At 57.6% G+C, this 17,451-nt stretch carries 13 protein-coding genes; 5 read left to right on the top strand and 8 right to left on the bottom strand.

What is annotated here, in order from left to right:
* Positions 1-91 precede the first annotated feature (91 nt).
* From J2Y39_RS22000 to J2Y39_RS21990, 3 genes are all read left to right on the top strand, one after another.
* Positions 92-1,483, top strand: a complete 1,392-nt coding sequence (locus J2Y39_RS22000; protein WP_016774505.1) for a GntP family permease — start codon at positions 92-94, stop codon at positions 1,481-1,483.
* A 7-nt stretch (positions 1,484-1,490) separates the two neighbouring features.
* A complete protein-coding gene (gene hbdH / locus J2Y39_RS21995) occupies positions 1,491-2,264 on the top strand; it encodes a 3-hydroxybutyrate dehydrogenase (protein ID WP_310219700.1) in 774 nt (257 codons plus the stop codon).
* 64 nt (positions 2,265-2,328) lie between these two features.
* On the top strand, positions 2,329-4,302 hold the full coding sequence (locus tag J2Y39_RS21990; protein ID WP_310219697.1) for an acetoacetate--CoA ligase: 1,974 nt from the start codon (positions 2,329-2,331) through the stop codon (positions 4,300-4,302).
* An 18-nt stretch (positions 4,303-4,320) separates the two neighbouring features.
* Here J2Y39_RS21990 and J2Y39_RS21985 read toward each other — a convergent pair whose 3' ends face one another.
* Together J2Y39_RS21985 and J2Y39_RS21980 are read right to left on the bottom strand one after the other, a co-directional pair.
* Positions 4,321-8,010 (bottom strand): hypothetical protein, encoded by a 3,690-nt coding sequence (locus J2Y39_RS21985; protein ID WP_310219696.1) that lies wholly within the window; start codon positions 8,008-8,010, stop codon positions 4,321-4,323.
* A gap of 142 nt (positions 8,011-8,152) precedes the next feature.
* Entirely contained in the window at positions 8,153-9,262 is a 1,110-nt protein-coding gene (locus J2Y39_RS21980) for a PilT/PilU family type 4a pilus ATPase (protein WP_095179759.1), read from the bottom strand.
* Between the two features lie 109 nt (positions 9,263-9,371).
* Here J2Y39_RS21980 and J2Y39_RS21975 point away from each other — a divergent pair, with 109 nt between their 5' ends.
* On the top strand, positions 9,372-11,909 hold the full coding sequence (locus tag J2Y39_RS21975; RefSeq protein ID WP_305382861.1) for a PAS domain-containing sensor histidine kinase: 2,538 nt from the start codon (positions 9,372-9,374) through the stop codon (positions 11,907-11,909).
* A 52-nt stretch (positions 11,910-11,961) separates the two neighbouring features.
* A complete protein-coding gene (locus J2Y39_RS21970) occupies positions 11,962-12,237 on the top strand; it encodes a peptidylprolyl isomerase (RefSeq protein ID WP_221729640.1) in 276 nt (91 codons plus the stop codon).
* A 116-nt stretch (positions 12,238-12,353) separates the two neighbouring features.
* On the opposite strand, the gene J2Y39_RS21965 is transcribed toward J2Y39_RS21970, so the two are convergent.
* The 6 genes from J2Y39_RS21965 to J2Y39_RS21940 form a co-directional block, all read right to left on the bottom strand.
* The gene (locus J2Y39_RS21965) at positions 12,354-13,274 is read right to left on the bottom strand and encodes a sugar kinase (protein ID WP_310219691.1); all 921 of its coding nucleotides are present in this window, start codon (positions 13,272-13,274) and stop codon (positions 12,354-12,356) included.
* A gap of 133 nt (positions 13,275-13,407) precedes the next feature.
* Positions 13,408-14,622 (bottom strand): amino acid deaminase, encoded by a 1,215-nt coding sequence (locus tag J2Y39_RS21960; protein ID WP_056785243.1) that lies wholly within the window; start codon positions 14,620-14,622, stop codon positions 13,408-13,410.
* 38 nt (positions 14,623-14,660) lie between these two features.
* Complete coding sequence (locus tag J2Y39_RS21955) at positions 14,661-15,425, bottom strand: IclR family transcriptional regulator (protein ID WP_150635937.1); 765 nt, start codon at positions 15,423-15,425, stop codon at positions 14,661-14,663.
* Positions 15,426-15,572: 147 nt separating this feature from the next.
* A complete protein-coding gene (locus J2Y39_RS21950; RefSeq protein ID WP_310219688.1) occupies positions 15,573-15,962 on the bottom strand; it encodes a RidA family protein in 390 nt (129 codons plus the stop codon).
* A gap of 31 nt (positions 15,963-15,993) precedes the next feature.
* A complete protein-coding gene (locus J2Y39_RS21945) occupies positions 15,994-16,785 on the bottom strand; it encodes an amino acid ABC transporter ATP-binding protein (protein WP_041478713.1) in 792 nt (263 codons plus the stop codon).
* Positions 16,782-17,444, bottom strand: a complete 663-nt coding sequence (locus J2Y39_RS21940; protein ID WP_041478712.1) for an amino acid ABC transporter permease — start codon at positions 17,442-17,444, stop codon at positions 16,782-16,784. Before J2Y39_RS21940 ends, J2Y39_RS21945 begins: the two co-directional genes overlap by 4 nt.
* Between the last annotated feature and the right edge of the window lie 7 nt (positions 17,445-17,451).

Genomic DNA, 17,451 nt, shown 5'->3' with positions numbered 1-17,451 from the left:
ATTTCAAACAGTTAGAAGATTGGCACAAATCTCGCTAACACCTCTCCACACCCGTTTCACCCACAAAAATAACAATCTGGAGAGACACACCATGAGTGTGATCATTGCCTTGGCAGCCCTGACGCTGCTGATGCTCGCCGCTTACCGTGGCTACAGCGTCATCCTCTTCGCCCCGATCGCCGCCCTCGGCGCGGTGCTGCTCACCGATCCGTCCGCCGTTGCCCCCGCGTTCACCGGGGTGTTCATGGACAAGATGGTCGGTTTCATCAAGCTCTATTTCCCGGTATTCCTGCTCGGCGCGGTGTTCGGCAAGCTCATCGAACTGTCGGGTTTCTCACGCTCGATCGTCGCCGCTGCGATTCGCCTGCTCGGCACCAAACAAGCAATGCTGGTGATCGTGCTCGTGTGCGCCCTGCTCACTTATGGCGGCGTGTCGTTGTTCGTCGTAGTCTTCGCCGTGTATCCGTTTGCAGCGGAGATGTTCCGCCAGAGCAATATCCCCAAACGTCTGATCCCGGCGACCATTGCCCTCGGTGCATTCTCGTTCACCATGGACGCTCTGCCCGGCACGCCGCAGATCCAGAACATCATCCCCAGCACCTTCTTCAACACCACCGCATGGGCGGCGCCGTGGCTGGGGGTGATCGGCACGATTTTCGTGTTCTGCGCCGGCATGCTGTTTCTGCAGCGCCAACGCAACAAGGCGCAACGTGCCGGCGAAGGCTACGGCACTGAACTGCGCAACGAACCGGAAACTGCCGAAGACCTGAAACTGCCCAACCCGTGGATTGCCCTGTCGCCATTGCTGGCCGTGGGCATCATGAACCTGCTGTTTACCCAGTGGATTCCGCAGTGGTATGGCAAGACCCACAGCCTCGCACTGCCGGGCATGGCCGCGCCGGTCACTACCGAAATCGCCAAGCTCACGGCGATCTGGGCGGTGCAGGCGGCGTTGCTGGTCGGCATCCTCATGGTGCTGGCGTTCGGCTTTAAGGCCATTAAAAGCAAGCTCGCCGAAGGCAGCAAAAGTGCGGTCAGCGGTGCGTTGCTCGCGGCCATGAACACCGCGTCTGAATACGGCTTTGGTGCGGTAATCGCTTCGCTGCCGGGCTTTCTGGTGCTGGCCGACTGGCTCAAGCAGATTCCCAATCCGTTGGTCAACGAAGCGATCACCGTGACGCTGCTCGCCGGCATCACCGGTTCGGCCTCGGGCGGCATGAGCATTGCGCTGGCGGCGATGTCCGAGCAGTTCATCAGCGCGGCGCACGCGGCGAATATCCCGCTGGAAGTGCTGCACCGCGTGGCCGCGATGGCCAGTGGCGGCATGGATACCCTGCCGCACAACGGCGCGGTGATCACCCTGCTGGCGGTGACCGGATTGACCCACCGCGAAGCCTACAAAGACATTTTCTGTATTACGCTGATCAAGACCCTCGCGGTTTTCGTGGTGATCGGCACTTTCTACGCCACTGGTATTGTGTGAGGTATTCATGACCACTCTTTCCGGCAAGACAGCTTTGGTGACCGGCTCCACCAGCGGTATCGGCCTGGGCATCGCGCTGACCCTCGCAAAGGCTGGCGCCAACCTGATTCTCAATGGCTTCGGCGATGCTTCGAAGGTGATCGCCGAAGTCGCTCAGTTCGGCGGCAAGGTCGGCCATCATCCCGCCGATGTCAGCGACCGAGCGCAGATTGCCGACATGGTCGCCTACGCCGAGCGCGAGTTTGGCGGCGTCGACATTCTGGTCAACAACGCCGGCATTCAGCACGTTGCGGCGGTAGAAGAGTTTCCGGTTGAGCGCTGGGATTCGATCATTGCGATCAACCTGTCATCGGTGTTCCACAGCACCCGTTTGAGTCTGCCGGGCATGCGCCGCAAGAACTGGGGGCGCATTATCAATATCGCCTCGGTGCATGGCCAGGTCGGCTCCACCGGCAAAGCCGCGTACGTTGCCGCCAAGCATGGCGTGATCGGCCTGACCAAAGTGGTCGGGCTGGAAACCGCGACCAGCAATGTCACCTGCAATGCGATCTGTCCGGGCTGGGTGTTGACGCCGCTGGTGCAGAAGCAGATCGACGATCGCGCGGCCAAGGGCGTCGATCCGCAGCAGGCGCAGCATGATCTGCTGGCGGAAAAACAGCCCTCGCTGGAGTTCGTCACACCGCAGCATCTGGGTGAGTTGGTGCTGTTCTTGTGCAGCGAAGCCGGCAGCCAGGTGCGCGGCGCGGCGTGGAACATTGATGGTGGCTGGCTGGCGCAATAAACACCTGGCCATTGTGGGAACGATCTCCCTGGCCTGTACGAATCCGATAAGAAGAGGCAAGCCCATGTCCGATATTCTCTGGCAACCCGACACCCAGCGTATCGCCGTTTCGCGTATGGATGCCTTCCGGCGCGATATCAATCAGCGGCATTCGCTCAAGCTCGACGGCTACCCTGCCCTGCACCAATGGAGCATCGATCAGCGCCCGGCGTTCTGGCAGGCGATCGTCGATTTCTTCGACATCCGCTTCCACACTCAGCCCGACGCCGTCTTGCGTGAAGGTGCAGAAATGCCCAGCGCCGAGTGGTTCCCCGGCGCGACCCTGAACTTCGCTGAACACCTGTTGCGCCGACGCGACGATGCCGTGGCCGTGATCGCAGTTGCAGAGAATGGTCAGCGCGAACAACTGACCTGGGCCGAGCTGGCCGAACAGGTCGCCGGGTTTCAGGCGAGCCTGCGCGCGGCGGGCGTTGGCCGGGGTGATCGCGTGGCGGCGTGCATGCCCAACACCTGGCAAACCCTGGTGGCGATGCTGGCCACTACCAGCCTCGGCGCGATCTGGTCCTGCTCGTCGCCCGATTTCGGCACCCACGGCGTGATCGATCGCTTTGGCCAGATCGAACCGAAAGTGCTGCTCACCTGTGCCGGCTATCAATACGCCGGAAAAACCCTGGATCAGACCGCCAAGCTCAACGAAATCCTTGCACAACTGCCGTCACTGCAGCAGTTGATCATCGTCCCGTACGCTCGCCCGCAAGCTCGCATCGGGGATTACCGAACCCTAGCCGATGTCTGCTTCTGGGAAGATTTTTATCAACCCGGTGGTGATCCGGATTTCACCCCGGTGCCGTTCAATCATCCGCTCTACGTGCTGTACTCCAGCGGCACCACTGGCGTGCCGAAATGCATCGTCCACAGCACCGGCGGCGTGCTGCTGCAACACGTCAAGGAACATGGTTTGCACTGCGACCTCGGTCCCGGTGACCGCTTGTTCTACTACACGACCTGCGGCTGGATGATGTGGAACTGGCTGGTTTCAGCGCTCGCGGTTGGCAGCGCCGTGGTGCTCTACGACGGCTCGCCGTTCCACCCGGATCACCAGCGCCTGCTCGACCTGATCGACGATGAACGCATCAGCGTGTTTGGCACCAGTCCGAAATTCCTCGCGACGCTGGAAAGCAGCGGCGCCAGGCCACGGGAAAGCCATGATTTGAGCAGTTTGAAAACCCTGCTGTGCACAGGCTCGGCTTTGTCACCGCAAAGCTACGATTTCGTTTATCGCGACTTCAAAACCGAGGTGTGTCTGGCCTCAATGTCCGGTGGCACCGACATCGTTTCGTGCTTCGTCAATGGCAACCCGCTGTCAGCGGTACGTCGCGGAGAAATCATGGGCAAGAGCCTGGGCATGGCCGTCGAGGTGTGGAACGACGCTGGCCAGCCGGTGATCGGTGAGAAAGGTGAACTGGTCTGCACGCGGCACTTCCCGGCGATGCCGATCGGCTTGTGGAATGACCCCGACGGCACAAAACTGCACCAGTCTTATTTCAGCCAGTTTCCCGGCGTCTGGGCACAGGGTGATTACGCCGAGCAAATGCGCGATGGAGCGATGATGATCCATGGCCGTTCGGATGCGGTGTTGAATCCGGGCGGCGTGCGCATCGGCACGGCGGAGATTTATCGGCAGGTCGAGAAAATCAGTGAAGTGCTGGACAGCGTCGCCATCGGTCAGCAATGGCAGGAGGATGTGCGCGTCGTGTTGTTCGTGCGTTTGCGCGACGGCGTCGAGCTGGATGAAGGGCTTGAACAGCGAATCCGCGAAGTGATCCGCGCCAATACCACACCCAGGCATGTTCCCGCACGCATCGTCGCAGTAACCGATATACCGCGCACCATCAGCGGCAAAATCGTAGAGCTGGCGGTGCGCGATGTCGTGCATGGGAGGCCAGTGAAAAATACCGATGCACTGGCCAATCCCGAAGCGCTGGAGCAGTTTCGGGATCGGCGCGAACTGGCCATGACCGAAGTTATTCAACACTGAATTTCGTCTGGCGCAGCCTCAATTCAGCTGTATTACAACTTCACCGGTGAGGGGCTGATCTCCACTGGCTTCGATCGCTGCGCGCATGATGCTGAGATTCAGCGAAAACAACGCTTCGTTTGTTTTCAACAAACTGAGCAAGGCAATAACGAGCATCAGCGAGTCTGCATTGAGGAGCGCTTGAGCACTTTCGTGAAAACTGCCAGTGATAGGCTCAGATCGGGGCAAGCGTCCCTTTGCCAAGTTTAGTAAAGGCGCCACATCCAAACCGACCTTACCATCTCGGGTCGCCCCCTCGGCAGTGATCAGACTGGTCTTGGCGGGGTTGACCCGAATCATTTCGTGGATGAGGTCATCAGCGATTTCGCCGTAACCTGTCAGGCTGAATCGCTGGTTGAAGTTACGTGTATTGACCGTCATGTACTGAACACGCTTTTTATCTGTAGCTCCTGCGCTCTTCCATTTACTGTAATCGAATGGATTTACCTCAATGACGCCATCATCTAGTTTCAGGCTATCCAACAGGAAATTACTGGCGGACGTTCCGCCGAAATCCAGCCTGATGGCGCTTAGCTGATTGGACAATTCGTCACGCGCCGCCGCGGTACTGCCAAAAAACAATCCAATCGCGGGGTCGGTTTTGAAATTCAGCGCCGGCGAGCCCAGCATTTCAATTGCGCTGTCTATTTTGAAACGGGCCAGTGGCAGACTGCGCTCGAGAATGTGAGCTGTAAAAACACCCGGAACCGGTTTCTGCAGTAATGGCAGACTAAACTTCTCTTGCAGGTCGAAATTGACGAGTCGTTTTCCCCACGGCTTACCTAGCCGATTGGCCGCGTACCACTCACTGCTTTTCTTGATGGCACAGACATTGAAAGAAGACGCGGTGCTTCCAAGCGGGCGCCACCTCCCGAAACCAACATCGGTAGCATTCGCCAGCTTGTGAAATTCCCGCGCCGTACCGGTCAGTCTGCTCATCTGGACAACGGCAGATTCCACGACTTTTGCGCCCGACGCGCCCAAATGCATGACGCTTTTGAACAATGCTTTTGACGCTTGGTATCCAGCAGTTGGCAATCCATCAATCGGATTGAAAGTCGAGACTGTCAGAGAAATGCCAAACCTGACGAGGCTGCCGATTTTTGCCGTTAACGAAACTGTTTTGGCTGCGATATGCAGAATTTTAGCCGGGGCACCCAGTACAGTGAAGAAAATACCGATAGCATCCATCGTGCACGCGTAAATTCCGTCAACCACCTGATTTCTATTTCCGGAAGCCAAGTCTTCGATACATTTCTTGAACGGGACACACAGGTCAATAATATACGTCAGCACCTCGTTATAAGTGTTCTCCGCACGCTCTTTATCAGTGTATTCGGTGAAGACTTCCCTGAAATCCTGGAGGCTGCCCAATGGTCTGTTCTTCACAACAAATTGGGCAATATTTTCGATATGCTCATTTACGAAAAACTGATAATGATTACGAACGACCCGCGACGCAGAAGTCGGAGCCATAACAGTGCCAAGTTTCTCTATAACCATAATCCCAGAGGCATTCGGCGACGGCTTTTTTCCGACAATGTAGCTATCGAAATCAGTTGGAACGTTATGCGTGGGGGGCAAAGGGAAAAATGCATCATTGGGCTTCCCTGTATATTCAACCCTTCCAGGCATGTTCATTTTTTGGGTATAAATAATCAATTTGCCTAGCTCATCGTTTCTTCTGCACTCTCCCAGCAAGGTAAACATTTCATAGCATAAAGTCTGATTATTCCCGAAGGAAGCTATCATAATTACACCGAACCGCCCCACCGCCTGGTCTTTCTTGAGCTGAACTTCGATATTTTTGGGTGGCTGATTACCCGCGCCGACCAAGTTATAATTAGCCGATGACGGATAGTAAATCTCTGCAACCGAAGGACGTACAGTAAAAAACGTGATCTTGCTTGAGGCAAAGACATCTCGATCGGCTCGAGGCATTCCTGCTATCGCCAGCTTTATGTTTGAAGCCATCGCATTATGAATATTGCAGTGATAGCTAACGAGCTCAGCTTCGAATGCTGGTTTGATGGCAGGCAAGGCCAAAAGCTGCGGATACTTATCGAAAATGCCGGGCTCTTTATTCCAATCCCATGTTCCGGACGCCAGCAACCCTTCGATATGAAGATCAAGCATCGACACTCTCATTGCAGAATAAGTCTCAGGACGCAAAAGAGGTTGTTCAATAACATCAAAATCAGCAACCGCCTGCTTCAATGCAGTCATCGCCAGTCGTTTCCGATTGGGCGGAGCCGCCCCAAATGCCTTGATTCCCAAAACAATATCATCCACGTGCGTTTTATACGCATTCAAAGCGTCTTGAGCTGCTGTAAGAGCAGACGTGCTCAGTTGCTCATGAGTGATGACTTCATTCATCAATGCCCAGTCAATGATAGGGTCGATCGCAGTAATACCTTGCAGCTCCCCCAGTACCGGGCTGACCGTTTCCATGCTTGCAAACTTCATGACTTGTTCATATGTCATGAAGCGAGAGACGCCTCGACAATTGATCTCGATAAAGCTCACCGCCTGGCAAAACGTCACCCAGCCGATCGAGCCAGCGTGAAGCTCTTGGGGCAGATTTTTAACCAAGAGACAAGGCGCTACATGAGCCAGGAGCAGGTGGGAAGCGAGAGGAATAATCGAGTGCGAATGGCCCTTTGCTACAAGGTAAGCCTCAAAATTTTCACGTATGGCATATAACGGCCTATCAGCCATGGTGCTCGAATCGTATATATCAAAGGTTCCGATGCAGTTGCGCTTACCAGTAACGCCTATGGATGAATCCAACTGCAAAATTATTGCGGTGAGCAATACCTGAGCTAGATCGTCACTACTGATTTCCTCGGAATCCTTCGCCCCCCACCAGTCCAGTGCAATGACGTATTCCTTGGCAATTTTCTGCGACGCTGGATGACGAACCAGCATTGCAACGACCTCGTTAGCGCTGTCCCAATTAACGGTAGTAACGTTATACGGTCTGACGCTTCTGAAGATTGTGTTAAGTAGATTCTCATTCGCAGGGAAAAGTTTACTCGTCACTGCGCGAATCTCTGCACACTGCTGTGGTGTCAAGGTGATCGACGTATCATTTAGCCCAGTTATCTGCCCCCAGTAATTACCAAAATCATCTCCTTCAGGCCACTTCCACTCCAAAAAGCCAATCAAGCTTTCTAGTTTTTCTCTGTCATCCGGCACGTTGAACCCGTGAAAACGCAACCACTGCGACAACAGCACTGCGTTATCAAGGTGAACGAATCCACCAAGACCTGCTGCAATAGCAACTAACTTCTCGAACTTCTCATTCGCGCCGGGATTACTCTTGACGTTATCCGATACATCCATCCACCCTTCATGAGTAACGTATATGTGAATTTCACCCGAAGACGTAACTCTACTGTAGGTGCCGGAACCGAGTAAGCTCATCAGATCCTGAAGCATCTCGCTGGCCGGTTTCTGTAACCGTCCAAAAGAGGATTCAGGCGAGAGCCAGATGATCTTTTGGTCGTCGTTTGAAATATCCCGTGCAACGTCTTCCGGAGCTTCAACAAGAAATCTTTTCAACTGGTCTAGAAGTGCCATTCGTTCTAATTCATCTGCGGCAGAACAACGCACATTATCGGCAGCGCTCAATTTGGAAAGAGCACCTGCACCACATCGATTTTTCATTTTATTGACCTGTTTATTTACATGGACTTGCTATCGAGATCGCAAATCTAATAAAAACAGGCCAAACCACAACTAACCAAGTATTAGTCTAGATTTCAAACATCGATCACCTGACCGCTCAGCAGCCTACAGACACGACAACTTACTCCACCAACCCCCAATCCCCTGTTGATGCTTTTTCGTTGATTGGAGAATCAAGTTTGAGCTTGATGCCTAACCGTAAGTTGTTTGTCGAATCCGCGTTTTTCAAAGCTTCTTCTACTGTAATAACACGCGCAAGGACTAACTGTAACAGTGCAGCATCGAATGTCTGCATGCCTGAGTCTTCGGATTTCTCCATGATACTTTTCAACTCAGCCAACTCATTGCGACGGAGCGCATCAGCGACAGTCGGCGTACCTAATAACACTTCCACGGCCGCCCTGCGCTGGCCATCGACAGTGCGTACCAAGCGCTGAGAGATAAAGGCTTTCAGGTTGTTGCCCAATGTCTGCAACAGCTGCTCGCGCTTCTCCTCGGGAAACATATTGATGATGCGATCCAGCGCCTGATTGGCATTGGTCGCATGTAACGTGGACAACACAAGATGCCCTGTATCGGCAAACGAGAGCGCGTGCTCCATGGTTTCGCGGTCACGGATCTCACCAATCAGGACGACGTCCGGTGCCTGGCGTAAAGTGTTCTTCAGTGCAGCATGAAAGCTGCGCGTATCAACGCCAACCTCACGCTGATTGATGATCGAGCGCTTGTGCCGATGGATATATTCGATCGGGTCTTCGATGGTAACAATGTGTCCGGCACTGTGGCGGTTGCGATGATCGATGAGTGCGGCCAGTGAGGTCGACTTGCCCGAACTGGTAGCGCCGACAAAAAGAATCAGGCCACGTTTGAGCATCACCGTTTCCAGCAACACCGGCGGCAGTTTCAAGTCTTCGAACCGCGGGATGTCGAGCTTGACGTTGCGGATAACGATCGAAACGTCGTTGCGCTGCTTGAAAATGTTCACCCGGAACCGGCCGACGCCCGTTCGGGAGATTGCCAGGTTCATTTCAAGATCCCGGTCGAACTCCCGGCGCTGCTCGGCGTCCATCAGGGAGGTGGCGATGGCCGCGGTTTCGCCAGGTTTGAATGGCTGATCGCTGAGCGCCGTCAGCACACCATCAATGCGAGCGCTCGGTGGTGCGCCGGTGGAAAGGAAGAGATCCGAACCGTTTTTTTGCGACAATGTTGACAACAGTGCATCGATTTCCATGGCTGAAAGCACCCGCGAAGCATTGAATGAGCAGATTTGGCCTACGCTTGGCGCGGCTCCTGCAACAATGATAGACCCCGTCTCACCGAACCACGCTCAGGATTGAAACATGAATGCTGTACCCACCACCGATGACGCCCAGGCCCTGATCGCCCGCACCGACTGGAGCCGCAGTCCGCTGGGCGCCGCCGGCAGCTGGCCGCAGAGCCTGCGCACGGCGGTGGACATCGTGATTCATTCGCCGATGCCGATGCTGCTGTTGTGGGGGCCGCAACTCACGCAGATCTACAACAATGGCTTTGCCCTGCTCGCCGGCAGCAAGCATCCCGAAGCCTTCGGCCAGCCAACGCATGAGATCTGGCCGGAAGTGCGGGATTTTGCCGAGCCGATCTACCAAGCGGTGCTGCAGGGTCAGGTGCGCAGCTTCAGCGAGCAGCGTTTCAGCGTACAGCGGGACGGCAAAAAAACCGATTTCTGGCTGGACCTGACCTACAGCCCGATTCGCGATGAAACCGCACAGGTCGCTGGCATTCTGATCACTGCCATTGAGACCAACGAACGCCGCCGTATTGCCCTGGAATTGCAGCGCCGTTCCGAGGAAAGCCTCAAGGCTCAGCGCCAGTCCGAAGAGCGTCTGCAACTGGCCCTCGCCGCCGCCGACGCCGTCGGAACGTGGGACTGGGACATTGGCGAAGACCGATTCATTGCCGATGCGCATTTTGCCGAACTGCATGGCGTTGATCCGAGCAAGGCCGGGCAATTGCCGATCAGCGAATATATGCACGGGGTGCACCCCGAAGACCGCGCAATGGTTGCGCGCGGCATCAAGCACTGCATCACCCACGGCACCGAGTACGCTGAGGAATATCGCTTGTTGCAGGCCGATGGCACGCTGCGCTGGGTGTTCGCGCGGGGGCGTTGCTATAAGGATCATCATGGTCGGCCGATGCGCTTTCTCGGCGCGGCGCTGGACCTGACCGAACGCAAACACACCGAACAAGCGCTGCGTCAGAGCCAGACCGAATTGCAGTTGATCATCAACGCCATGCCGATACTGATCAGCTATGTCGACGCCGAAGAACGTTTTCGCTTGAACAACGCAGCGTATCTCGACTGGTACGGCCTCACACCGCAAGAGTTGTACGGGCGCAAGATTCGCGAAGTCATCGGCGAAGAGGCGTATTTCCTGCGTGCACCGTACATCGCCGAAGCGCTGGCCGGGCGCGCCTGTTCCTTCAGTTTCTACACACCGCACCGCGATGGCAGCATCCGTCATGCCCTTATGAATTATCTGCCGCGACATGGCGCAGACGGTGCAGTGAACGGCTTCTACATCTTTGTCATCGACGAGACCGAGCGCAAGAAAACCGAAGAAGCCCTGCGTAATCTCAACGAGACCCTCGAAGAGCGGGTCAGCGCGCGCACCGAGCAACTGGCTCAGGCCAACGAGCGTTTGCAGAACGAGATGTTCGAACGCGAGCGCGCCGAAGATGCCTTGCGCCACGCGCAGAAGATGGAAGCCGTCGGCCAGCTCACGGGTGGCATCGCCCACGACTTCAACAACATGCTCACCGGCATTATCGGCAGTCTGGACTTGATGCAGCGCTACATCGCCAATGGTCGTGCCGACGAGATCGGCCGTTTTACCGAAGCGGCCGTGTCATCGGCCAATCGCGCGGCGGCGCTCACGCATCGCTTGCTGGCGTTCTCGCGGCGCCAGTCGCTGGACCGCAAGCAACTGAACGTCAATGAGCTGGTGCACTCGCTGGAAGATCTGATCCGCCGCACCAAAGGCGATCCGATCGACCTGCAACTGCGCCTGCCCGAAGACGTTTGGCCGGTGAGCACCGACGTCAGCCAGCTGGAAAATGCCTTGCTCAATCTGGTGATCAACGCCCGCGACGCGATGCCCGAAGGCGGCACGTTGCTGATCCAGACTGCCAACGTCTACCTCGACAGCAGCGACATCACCATTCTCGAACCGGTCAAGGCCGGGGAATACGTCATGCTCGCGGTCAGCGATAACGGCACCGGCATGACTCCGTCAATTCGCTCCAAAGCGTTTGATCCGTTCTTCACCACCAAGCCGATCGGCCAGGGCACCGGGCTCGGGCTGTCGATGATCTACGGTTTCGCCCAGCAATCCGGTGGTCACGTCAGCCTCGACAGCGTGCCGGGGCAAGGTACTTGCGTGCGCCTGTACTTGCCGCGCTTGCTTGAGCCGACGCCGGAAACCTCATCTGTGAAGAAAGCCGAACCGATTGCTGCTTCATCTTCTGGCGAAACCGCAATCGTGGTCGAGGATGACGCGGCGGTGCGCATGCTGGTGCTCGATCTGCTGAGGGAGCTGGGCTACAAAACCTTCGAAGCGGCAAACGCCAAGATCGCCCTGCCCTTGTTCGAGTCCGCGCAACGTGTCGATCTGCTGGTCACCGATGTCGGGCTGCCCGGCATGAACGGTCGCCAGTTGGCGGAAATTGCGCGCCAGCATCGTCCCGGCCTTAAAGTGCTGTTCATGACCGGTTACGCGCAGATTGCTGCCGAGCGCCAGGGCTTTCTTGAAGAGGGCATGGACATGGTCGCCAAGCCTTTTGTCCTGGAAGTGTTGGCGAGCAAGATTCGCAAGTTGAGCAACCCGACCCCGTGACTTGAGGCATAATCGCGCGCCCCGCTGTCACCCCGTTATCAGGTATTGCACGATGAAAGCCCAAGCCCGCCACATTCTGGTGAAAACCGCCGAAGAGGCCGAACAACTCAAACAGCGCATCGCCAAGGGCGAAGCATTCGATGTGCTGGCGAAGAAGTTTTCCACCTGCCCGTCCGGCAAACGCGGCGGTGATCTGGGCGAAGTACGTCCAGGACAGATGGTCGGCGTGATTGATGCGGTGATTTTCAAGAAACCACTGCGCACCGTGCATGGACCGATCAAGAGCAAGTTTGGTTATCACCTGGTGCAGGTGTTTTATCGGGATTGATCGGCTGGCTGCCGGGCTTCTTCGCGAGCAGGCTCGCTCCCACATTTCGACCGGGTTTTCATTGTGGGAGCGAGCCTGCTCGCGAACCGATTGCGCAGCAAGCGGCCATTCTCTGACTACCTGGGGATCAGCGCCCCTGGCACCTGTATCACCCGACTGGCCAATTCATGTCCCGCTTGGGCCGCCTCTGCCGGGCTGCCGCCGAGCAAGCGCCGGGCCAGATATGCCGCACTGAACGAATCCCCCGCCGCCGTGGTGTCGACAACCTTGTCGACCTTTTGCGCCGGCACCTCAAACGCCTCCCCCTGACAACGAATCAGGCACGCCTCGGCGCCACGCTTGAGCACCACTTCTGGCGTGCCAATCTGCGCATACGTCGCAAACACCTCAGCGCAATCGGCAAACCCGAACAACGCCTGTTCGTCATCCACGGTGAGCAACGCCAGATCGACATAAGGCAAGACGCTGCGATACGCCGCCCGCGCCTCTTCCACAGAAGCCCACAAGCGTGGACGGTAGTTATTGTCAAACACGATGCGCGCATCGCGCTGCCGGGCTTCGCTCAACGTCTTGATCAGGCGGGCACGGCCTTGCATGCCAAGTACGGCGAGGGTGATTCCGCTGAAATACAGCACGTCGTAGTCCGGCAAGGCCGCGAGAATCGGCTCGGCCGCAGGGGTAGTGAAGCAATCGCGTACCGCCGCTTCGTTGCGCCAGTACAGAAAGCGCCGCTCGCCGTTGGCGTCGGTCTGTATGCAATACAAACCGGGAAGCCGACCAGGCAAGCGCTGCACCAGATCGAGGCCGATGCCTTCACTGCGCCAGATCTGGCACATTGCGTCACTGAAACTGTCATCGCCCAGCGCGGTGACGTAGTCGACTTGCGCCTTGTCGCCCAGCGCGCGGGACAGGTACACGGCCGTATTGAGGGTATCGCCACCGAAGCTTTGCTGCAGACTGCCGTCGGCACGTTGTTGCAGTTCGATCATGCATTCGCCGATCAGGGCGATGCGCGGGGTGTTGCGGAGGATTTTCATCGGGTGGGATCTCGGGTGGTTCAGTGGTGGCTAAGCGGGCGTCTTCGCGAGCAGGCTCGCTCCCACATTCAAATGCGTCCTCTGTGGGAGCGAGCCTGCTCGCGAAATAGCCGCCGCAACGCAATCTCAAGCCTTAGAAACAAGTCGCCATGGTCTCGATGACCGCCAACTGCTCATCCACCAGCAACCCAACACGCCATTTGTCAAACGTCAGGCACGGATGCGAAGTACCAAAGGAAATGATGTCGCCGACCCGCAGTTCTACACCCGGCGCCACGGTCATGAACGCATGCTGATCCATCACCGCCGTGACCTTGCACGCACCGATATCATCACCTGTCGCCGGCACCACACCGGCCTTGTAGCGCAACAACGGCATTGGCAAACCGGCGTCGAATGCGACGTCGCGCTTGCCCAGGGCGATCACCGCGAAACCCGGTTCCGGCAGCGACTGCACATGAGCCCAGACTTCCAGCGCCGGGCGCAGGCCTTCGTGCAGATCGCTGCGACGGTCGAGCACGCAGCACTGCGCCTCTTTGTAGATGCCGTGGTCGTGCGCGACATAACTGCCCGGGCGCAACACACTGAGGAAGCGGCCAGCGGCGTTCTGGGTTTCGAAGGATTCGGCGATCAGGTCATACCAGGCTGAACCCGATGCGGTGATGATCGGTTTGGCAATGGCGAAAGCGCCGCTGTCCTGCAGCTGCACCGCCAGGCGCACCAGCGATGCGGCGAACTGGCGAATGCCACTAACCGCGTGATCACCATGAATCACGCCTTCGTAACCTTCGATGCCGGTCAGTGCCAGCGCCGGTTGCGCATCGATGGCCTTGGCCAGCTCGATGACTTCCTGCTCGCTGCGGCACCCGCAGCGCCCGCCGACCACGCCGTATTCGATCATCACGTTGAGCTTGACCCCACGGGAAGCGAAGTAAGCCCCGAGGTCGGCGACGTTGTCCGGGTGATCGACCATGCAATAGAAATCGAACGTCGGATCGGCGAGCAGATCGGCAATCAACGCCATGTTAGGCGTGCCGACCAATTGATTGGCCATCAACACCCGACGTACGCCGTGAGCATAAGCGGCGCGGGTCTGGGTGGCGCTGGCGAGGGTGATGCCCCAGGCGCCGGCGTCGAGCTGTCGCTTGAACAGTGCCGGGGTCATGCTGGTTTTGCCGTGGGGCGCGAGTTCGGCGCCGCTGTCGCTGACAAATTTCTGCATCCAGCGAATGTTGTGCTCCAGCGCCTCGCGGTGCAGCACCAACGCCGGCAGGCTGACGTCGCGGGTCAGTTGCGCGCCGATGGCGGCGTCGCCTTTTTCTACGGCAGAGTTGATGGCAGTGGTCATGGTCCAGTCCTCACAGTCGCGGCCGCAGGCAGCCGCGGTTATTCGTTGATCCGCCGGGCGAGGCTGTTGGCGCTCTCGATCAGCACCCGGCGATAGTCGTTGTAATTGTTTTTTGCATCGGCGCGTGGGGCGACGATGCACAACGTGCAAATGGCCACGCCTTGCGGGTCTTTCACCGGCGCGGCGAAGCAATGGGTGAACGTGTCGGCGACGCTGTCGAAGGAGAAGAAGCCATCGAGGCCAGCCTGACGAATCTCCGCCAGAAAGCGTTCCAGTGGCAGACGTTCGCCGTCGGGCAGGATGTAGTCGTCCTCGTCGATCAGGTCGATGATCTGCTGATCGCTTAAATGCGCGAGCAGCAGGCGCCCGGAGGCGGTCCACGGGATCGGCGCGTTTTCGCCGATATCCGATGAGATGCGGAAATGCCGCTCGCCCTCCTTCATCAACGCCACCGTGTATTTGCGCCCGTTGAGCAGGCACATCTGCGCAGTTTCGCGGGTCTGGCTGACGATCTCCTGCAAGGCGTGATCGGCCTCGCGGCTGAGGTCGAAATGGCGCAGATGCGCTTGGCCGAGGAAGTACAACTGGCGGCCGAGATAGACGTGGCCGTCCTTGCCCACCGGTTCCAGAATCCGCCGCTCCAGCAAGGATGCGACCAGCTCGTAGACCGTGGATTTCGGGCCGCCGATGCCGTTGGCGATGTCATTGGGGCGCAAGGGCTGGCCGATTTCCTTGAGAAAATCGAGGATATCGAACGCCCGGTCCAGACCACGTGCCCGGCGCTTGATGGTGTCTTCGGTCATGTCAGTGGTTTCCATTCAAAGTCGCCGGGAGTTTACCGAGAGTCCAGTGTCGCCTGTTACATCGCTTTCGCGAGCAGGCTCGCTCCCACAGGAAAACGCATTCCAAATGTGGGAGCGAGCCTGCTCGCGAAGAGGGCTGCACTTGTTTCAGGCCTTCTTCTTGTAGGCAATGCAGTCGATCTCAACCTTGCAATCAACCATCATGCTCGCCTGCACGCAGGCCCGCGCCGGGGCGTGTTCGGGTTTGAAATACTCGGCGAAGACCTTGTTGAAACTGCTGAAATCACGTGGATCGTCCAGCCAGACGCCAGCGCGGACCACATCTTCAAGGCCATAACCAGCCTCTTCGAGAATGGCGATCAGGTTCTTCATGGTCTGGTGGGTCTGTTCGACAATGCCGCCGACGATGATCTCGCCATCCACCGCCGGTACCTGGCCGGACACATGCAGCCAGCCATCCGCTTTGACTGCGCGGGCGAATGGACGAGGCTGGCCGCCGGCGGCGGTGCTGCCGGTGCCGTAACGCGTAATGCTCATGGGTGTTTCTCCTGATTGCAAAAGTGCAGATTCAAAACCGCGTGCTTTTGAGAAATTCCGCCAGACGCGGCGATTGCGGGCGTTCGAACAGTTCCTTGGGAGGCCCCTGCTCTTCGATTCGCCCTTGATTCATGAAAACGATCTTGTCCGAGACCTCGAAAGCGAAACGCATTTCGTGGGTCACCAACAACATGGTCATGCCGTCCTCGGCCAGCCCCTTGATCACGTTGAGCACCTCGCCAACCAGTTCCGGGTCGAGGGCTGAGGTGACTTCGTCAAAGAGCATCAGGCTCGGGTTCATCGCAATCGCTCGGGCAATCGCTACGCGCTGTTGCTGACCGCCGGACAACTGACCGGGAAAGTGATTGCGCCGCTCCAGCAGGCCGACACGCTCCAACCATTTTTCGGCAAGCACCACGGCTTCGTCCTTGTGCATCTTCTTCACCTTGAGCAGGCCCAAGGTGACGTTCTGCAAGGCGGTCAGGTGCGGAAACAGGTTGAATTGCTGGAACGCCATGCCGGTCATCGCGCGATGGCGAGCAATGACCTTTTCCGGGTGACGTACGCGTTTACCGTTGACCTCGTCATAGCCGATGGATTCGCCGTCGAGCAGAATCTGCCCGCCCTGAAACTCTTCGAGCATGTTCACGCAACGCAGCAGCGTGGTCTTGCCCGAGCCACTGGAGCCGATCAGCGTAACGACGTTGCCACGCTGCATGCTCAGGTCGACACCCTTGAGCACTTCCACCGCGCCGTACTGTTTGTGCAGACCGCGAATATCCAGCAGCGCCTGATTCTGTGAAGCAACTTGAGCTTGAGTCATGGCAAGGCCACCCGCTTTTCAATGTGCCGGCCGAGTAATTCGATGCCGTAGTTGATGACGAAGAACAGAAAACCGGCGAACAGGTAGAACTCCAGGGTCATGAAGTTTCGGGCGATGATCTGTTGCGTGCTGAGCAGCAATTCGGCGACGCCGATCACCGAGAGCAAGGTCGAAGCCTTGACGATTTCGGTGGACGAGTTGACCCAGGTCGGCAAAATCTGCCGCAGCGCCTGAGGCAACAGTACGTAGCCGAGGGATTGGTAGAACGTCAGACCGATGGCTTTGCCCGCCTCCATCTGCCCGCGCGGCAGGGCTTGCAAGGCGCCACGGACGATTTCGGCGACGTGCGAGCCGCAGAACAGCGTCAGGCCCAAGGCTCCGGCCTGAAACGCGCTGATCTGCCAACCGAGCGCCGGCGCCATATAAAAGCAGGCCAGCACCAATACAAACACCGGCGTGCCGCGAATCAGATCGACGTACAGCCGAAACGGCGCGCGCATCCAGAATCTGCCGTAAGTCAGGACCAGGCCGGCAACCACGCCGAGCATGGTGCCCAAGACGATGGCCAGCGCCGAGACCTGCACACTGGTCAGAAAGCCCTGCCACAAAGGCTCGCGCGCGAGCCACAATTCATGCAACCAACTGGGGGATTGGTACATCGCAGCC

This window comes from Pseudomonas sp. 2957 (assembly GCF_031456345.1).
Taxonomy (GTDB): Bacteria; Pseudomonadota; Gammaproteobacteria; order Pseudomonadales; family Pseudomonadaceae; genus Aquipseudomonas; species Aquipseudomonas siliginis.
The sequence above is the reverse complement of the archived record's forward strand: the minus strand, read 5'-3'. Positions and strand labels throughout refer to the sequence as shown.

What these genes read in the sequence shown, in the direction of transcription:
- J2Y39_RS22000 (WP_016774505.1), top strand. Translation starts at nt 92, where the DNA reads ATGAGTGTGATCATTGCCTTGGCAGCCCTGACGCTGCTGATGCTCGCC.
- hbdH (WP_310219700.1), top strand. Translation starts at nt 1,491, where the DNA reads ATGACCACTCTTTCCGGCAAGACAGCTTTGGTGACCGGCTCCACCAGC.
- J2Y39_RS21990 (WP_310219697.1), top strand. Translation starts at nt 2,329, where the DNA reads ATGTCCGATATTCTCTGGCAACCCGACACCCAGCGTATCGCCGTTTCG.
- J2Y39_RS21985 (WP_310219696.1), bottom strand. Translation starts at nt 8,010, where the DNA reads ATGAAAAATCGATGTGGTGCAGGTGCTCTTTCCAAATTGAGCGCTGCC.
- J2Y39_RS21980 (WP_095179759.1), bottom strand. Translation starts at nt 9,262, where the DNA reads ATGGAAATCGATGCACTGTTGTCAACATTGTCGCAAAAAAACGGTTCG.
- J2Y39_RS21975 (WP_305382861.1), top strand. Translation starts at nt 9,372, where the DNA reads ATGAATGCTGTACCCACCACCGATGACGCCCAGGCCCTGATCGCCCGC.
- J2Y39_RS21970 (WP_221729640.1), top strand. Translation starts at nt 11,962, where the DNA reads ATGAAAGCCCAAGCCCGCCACATTCTGGTGAAAACCGCCGAAGAGGCC.
- J2Y39_RS21965 (WP_310219691.1), bottom strand. Translation starts at nt 13,274, where the DNA reads ATGAAAATCCTCCGCAACACCCCGCGCATCGCCCTGATCGGCGAATGC.
- J2Y39_RS21960 (WP_056785243.1), bottom strand. Translation starts at nt 14,622, where the DNA reads ATGACCACTGCCATCAACTCTGCCGTAGAAAAAGGCGACGCCGCCATC.
- J2Y39_RS21955 (WP_150635937.1), bottom strand. Translation starts at nt 15,425, where the DNA reads ATGACCGAAGACACCATCAAGCGCCGGGCACGTGGTCTGGACCGGGCG.
- J2Y39_RS21950 (WP_310219688.1), bottom strand. Translation starts at nt 15,962, where the DNA reads ATGAGCATTACGCGTTACGGCACCGGCAGCACCGCCGCCGGCGGCCAG.
- J2Y39_RS21945 (WP_041478713.1), bottom strand. Translation starts at nt 16,785, where the DNA reads ATGACTCAAGCTCAAGTTGCTTCACAGAATCAGGCGCTGCTGGATATT.
- J2Y39_RS21940 (WP_041478712.1), bottom strand. Translation starts at nt 17,444, where the DNA reads ATGTACCAATCCCCCAGTTGGTTGCATGAATTGTGGCTCGCGCGCGAG.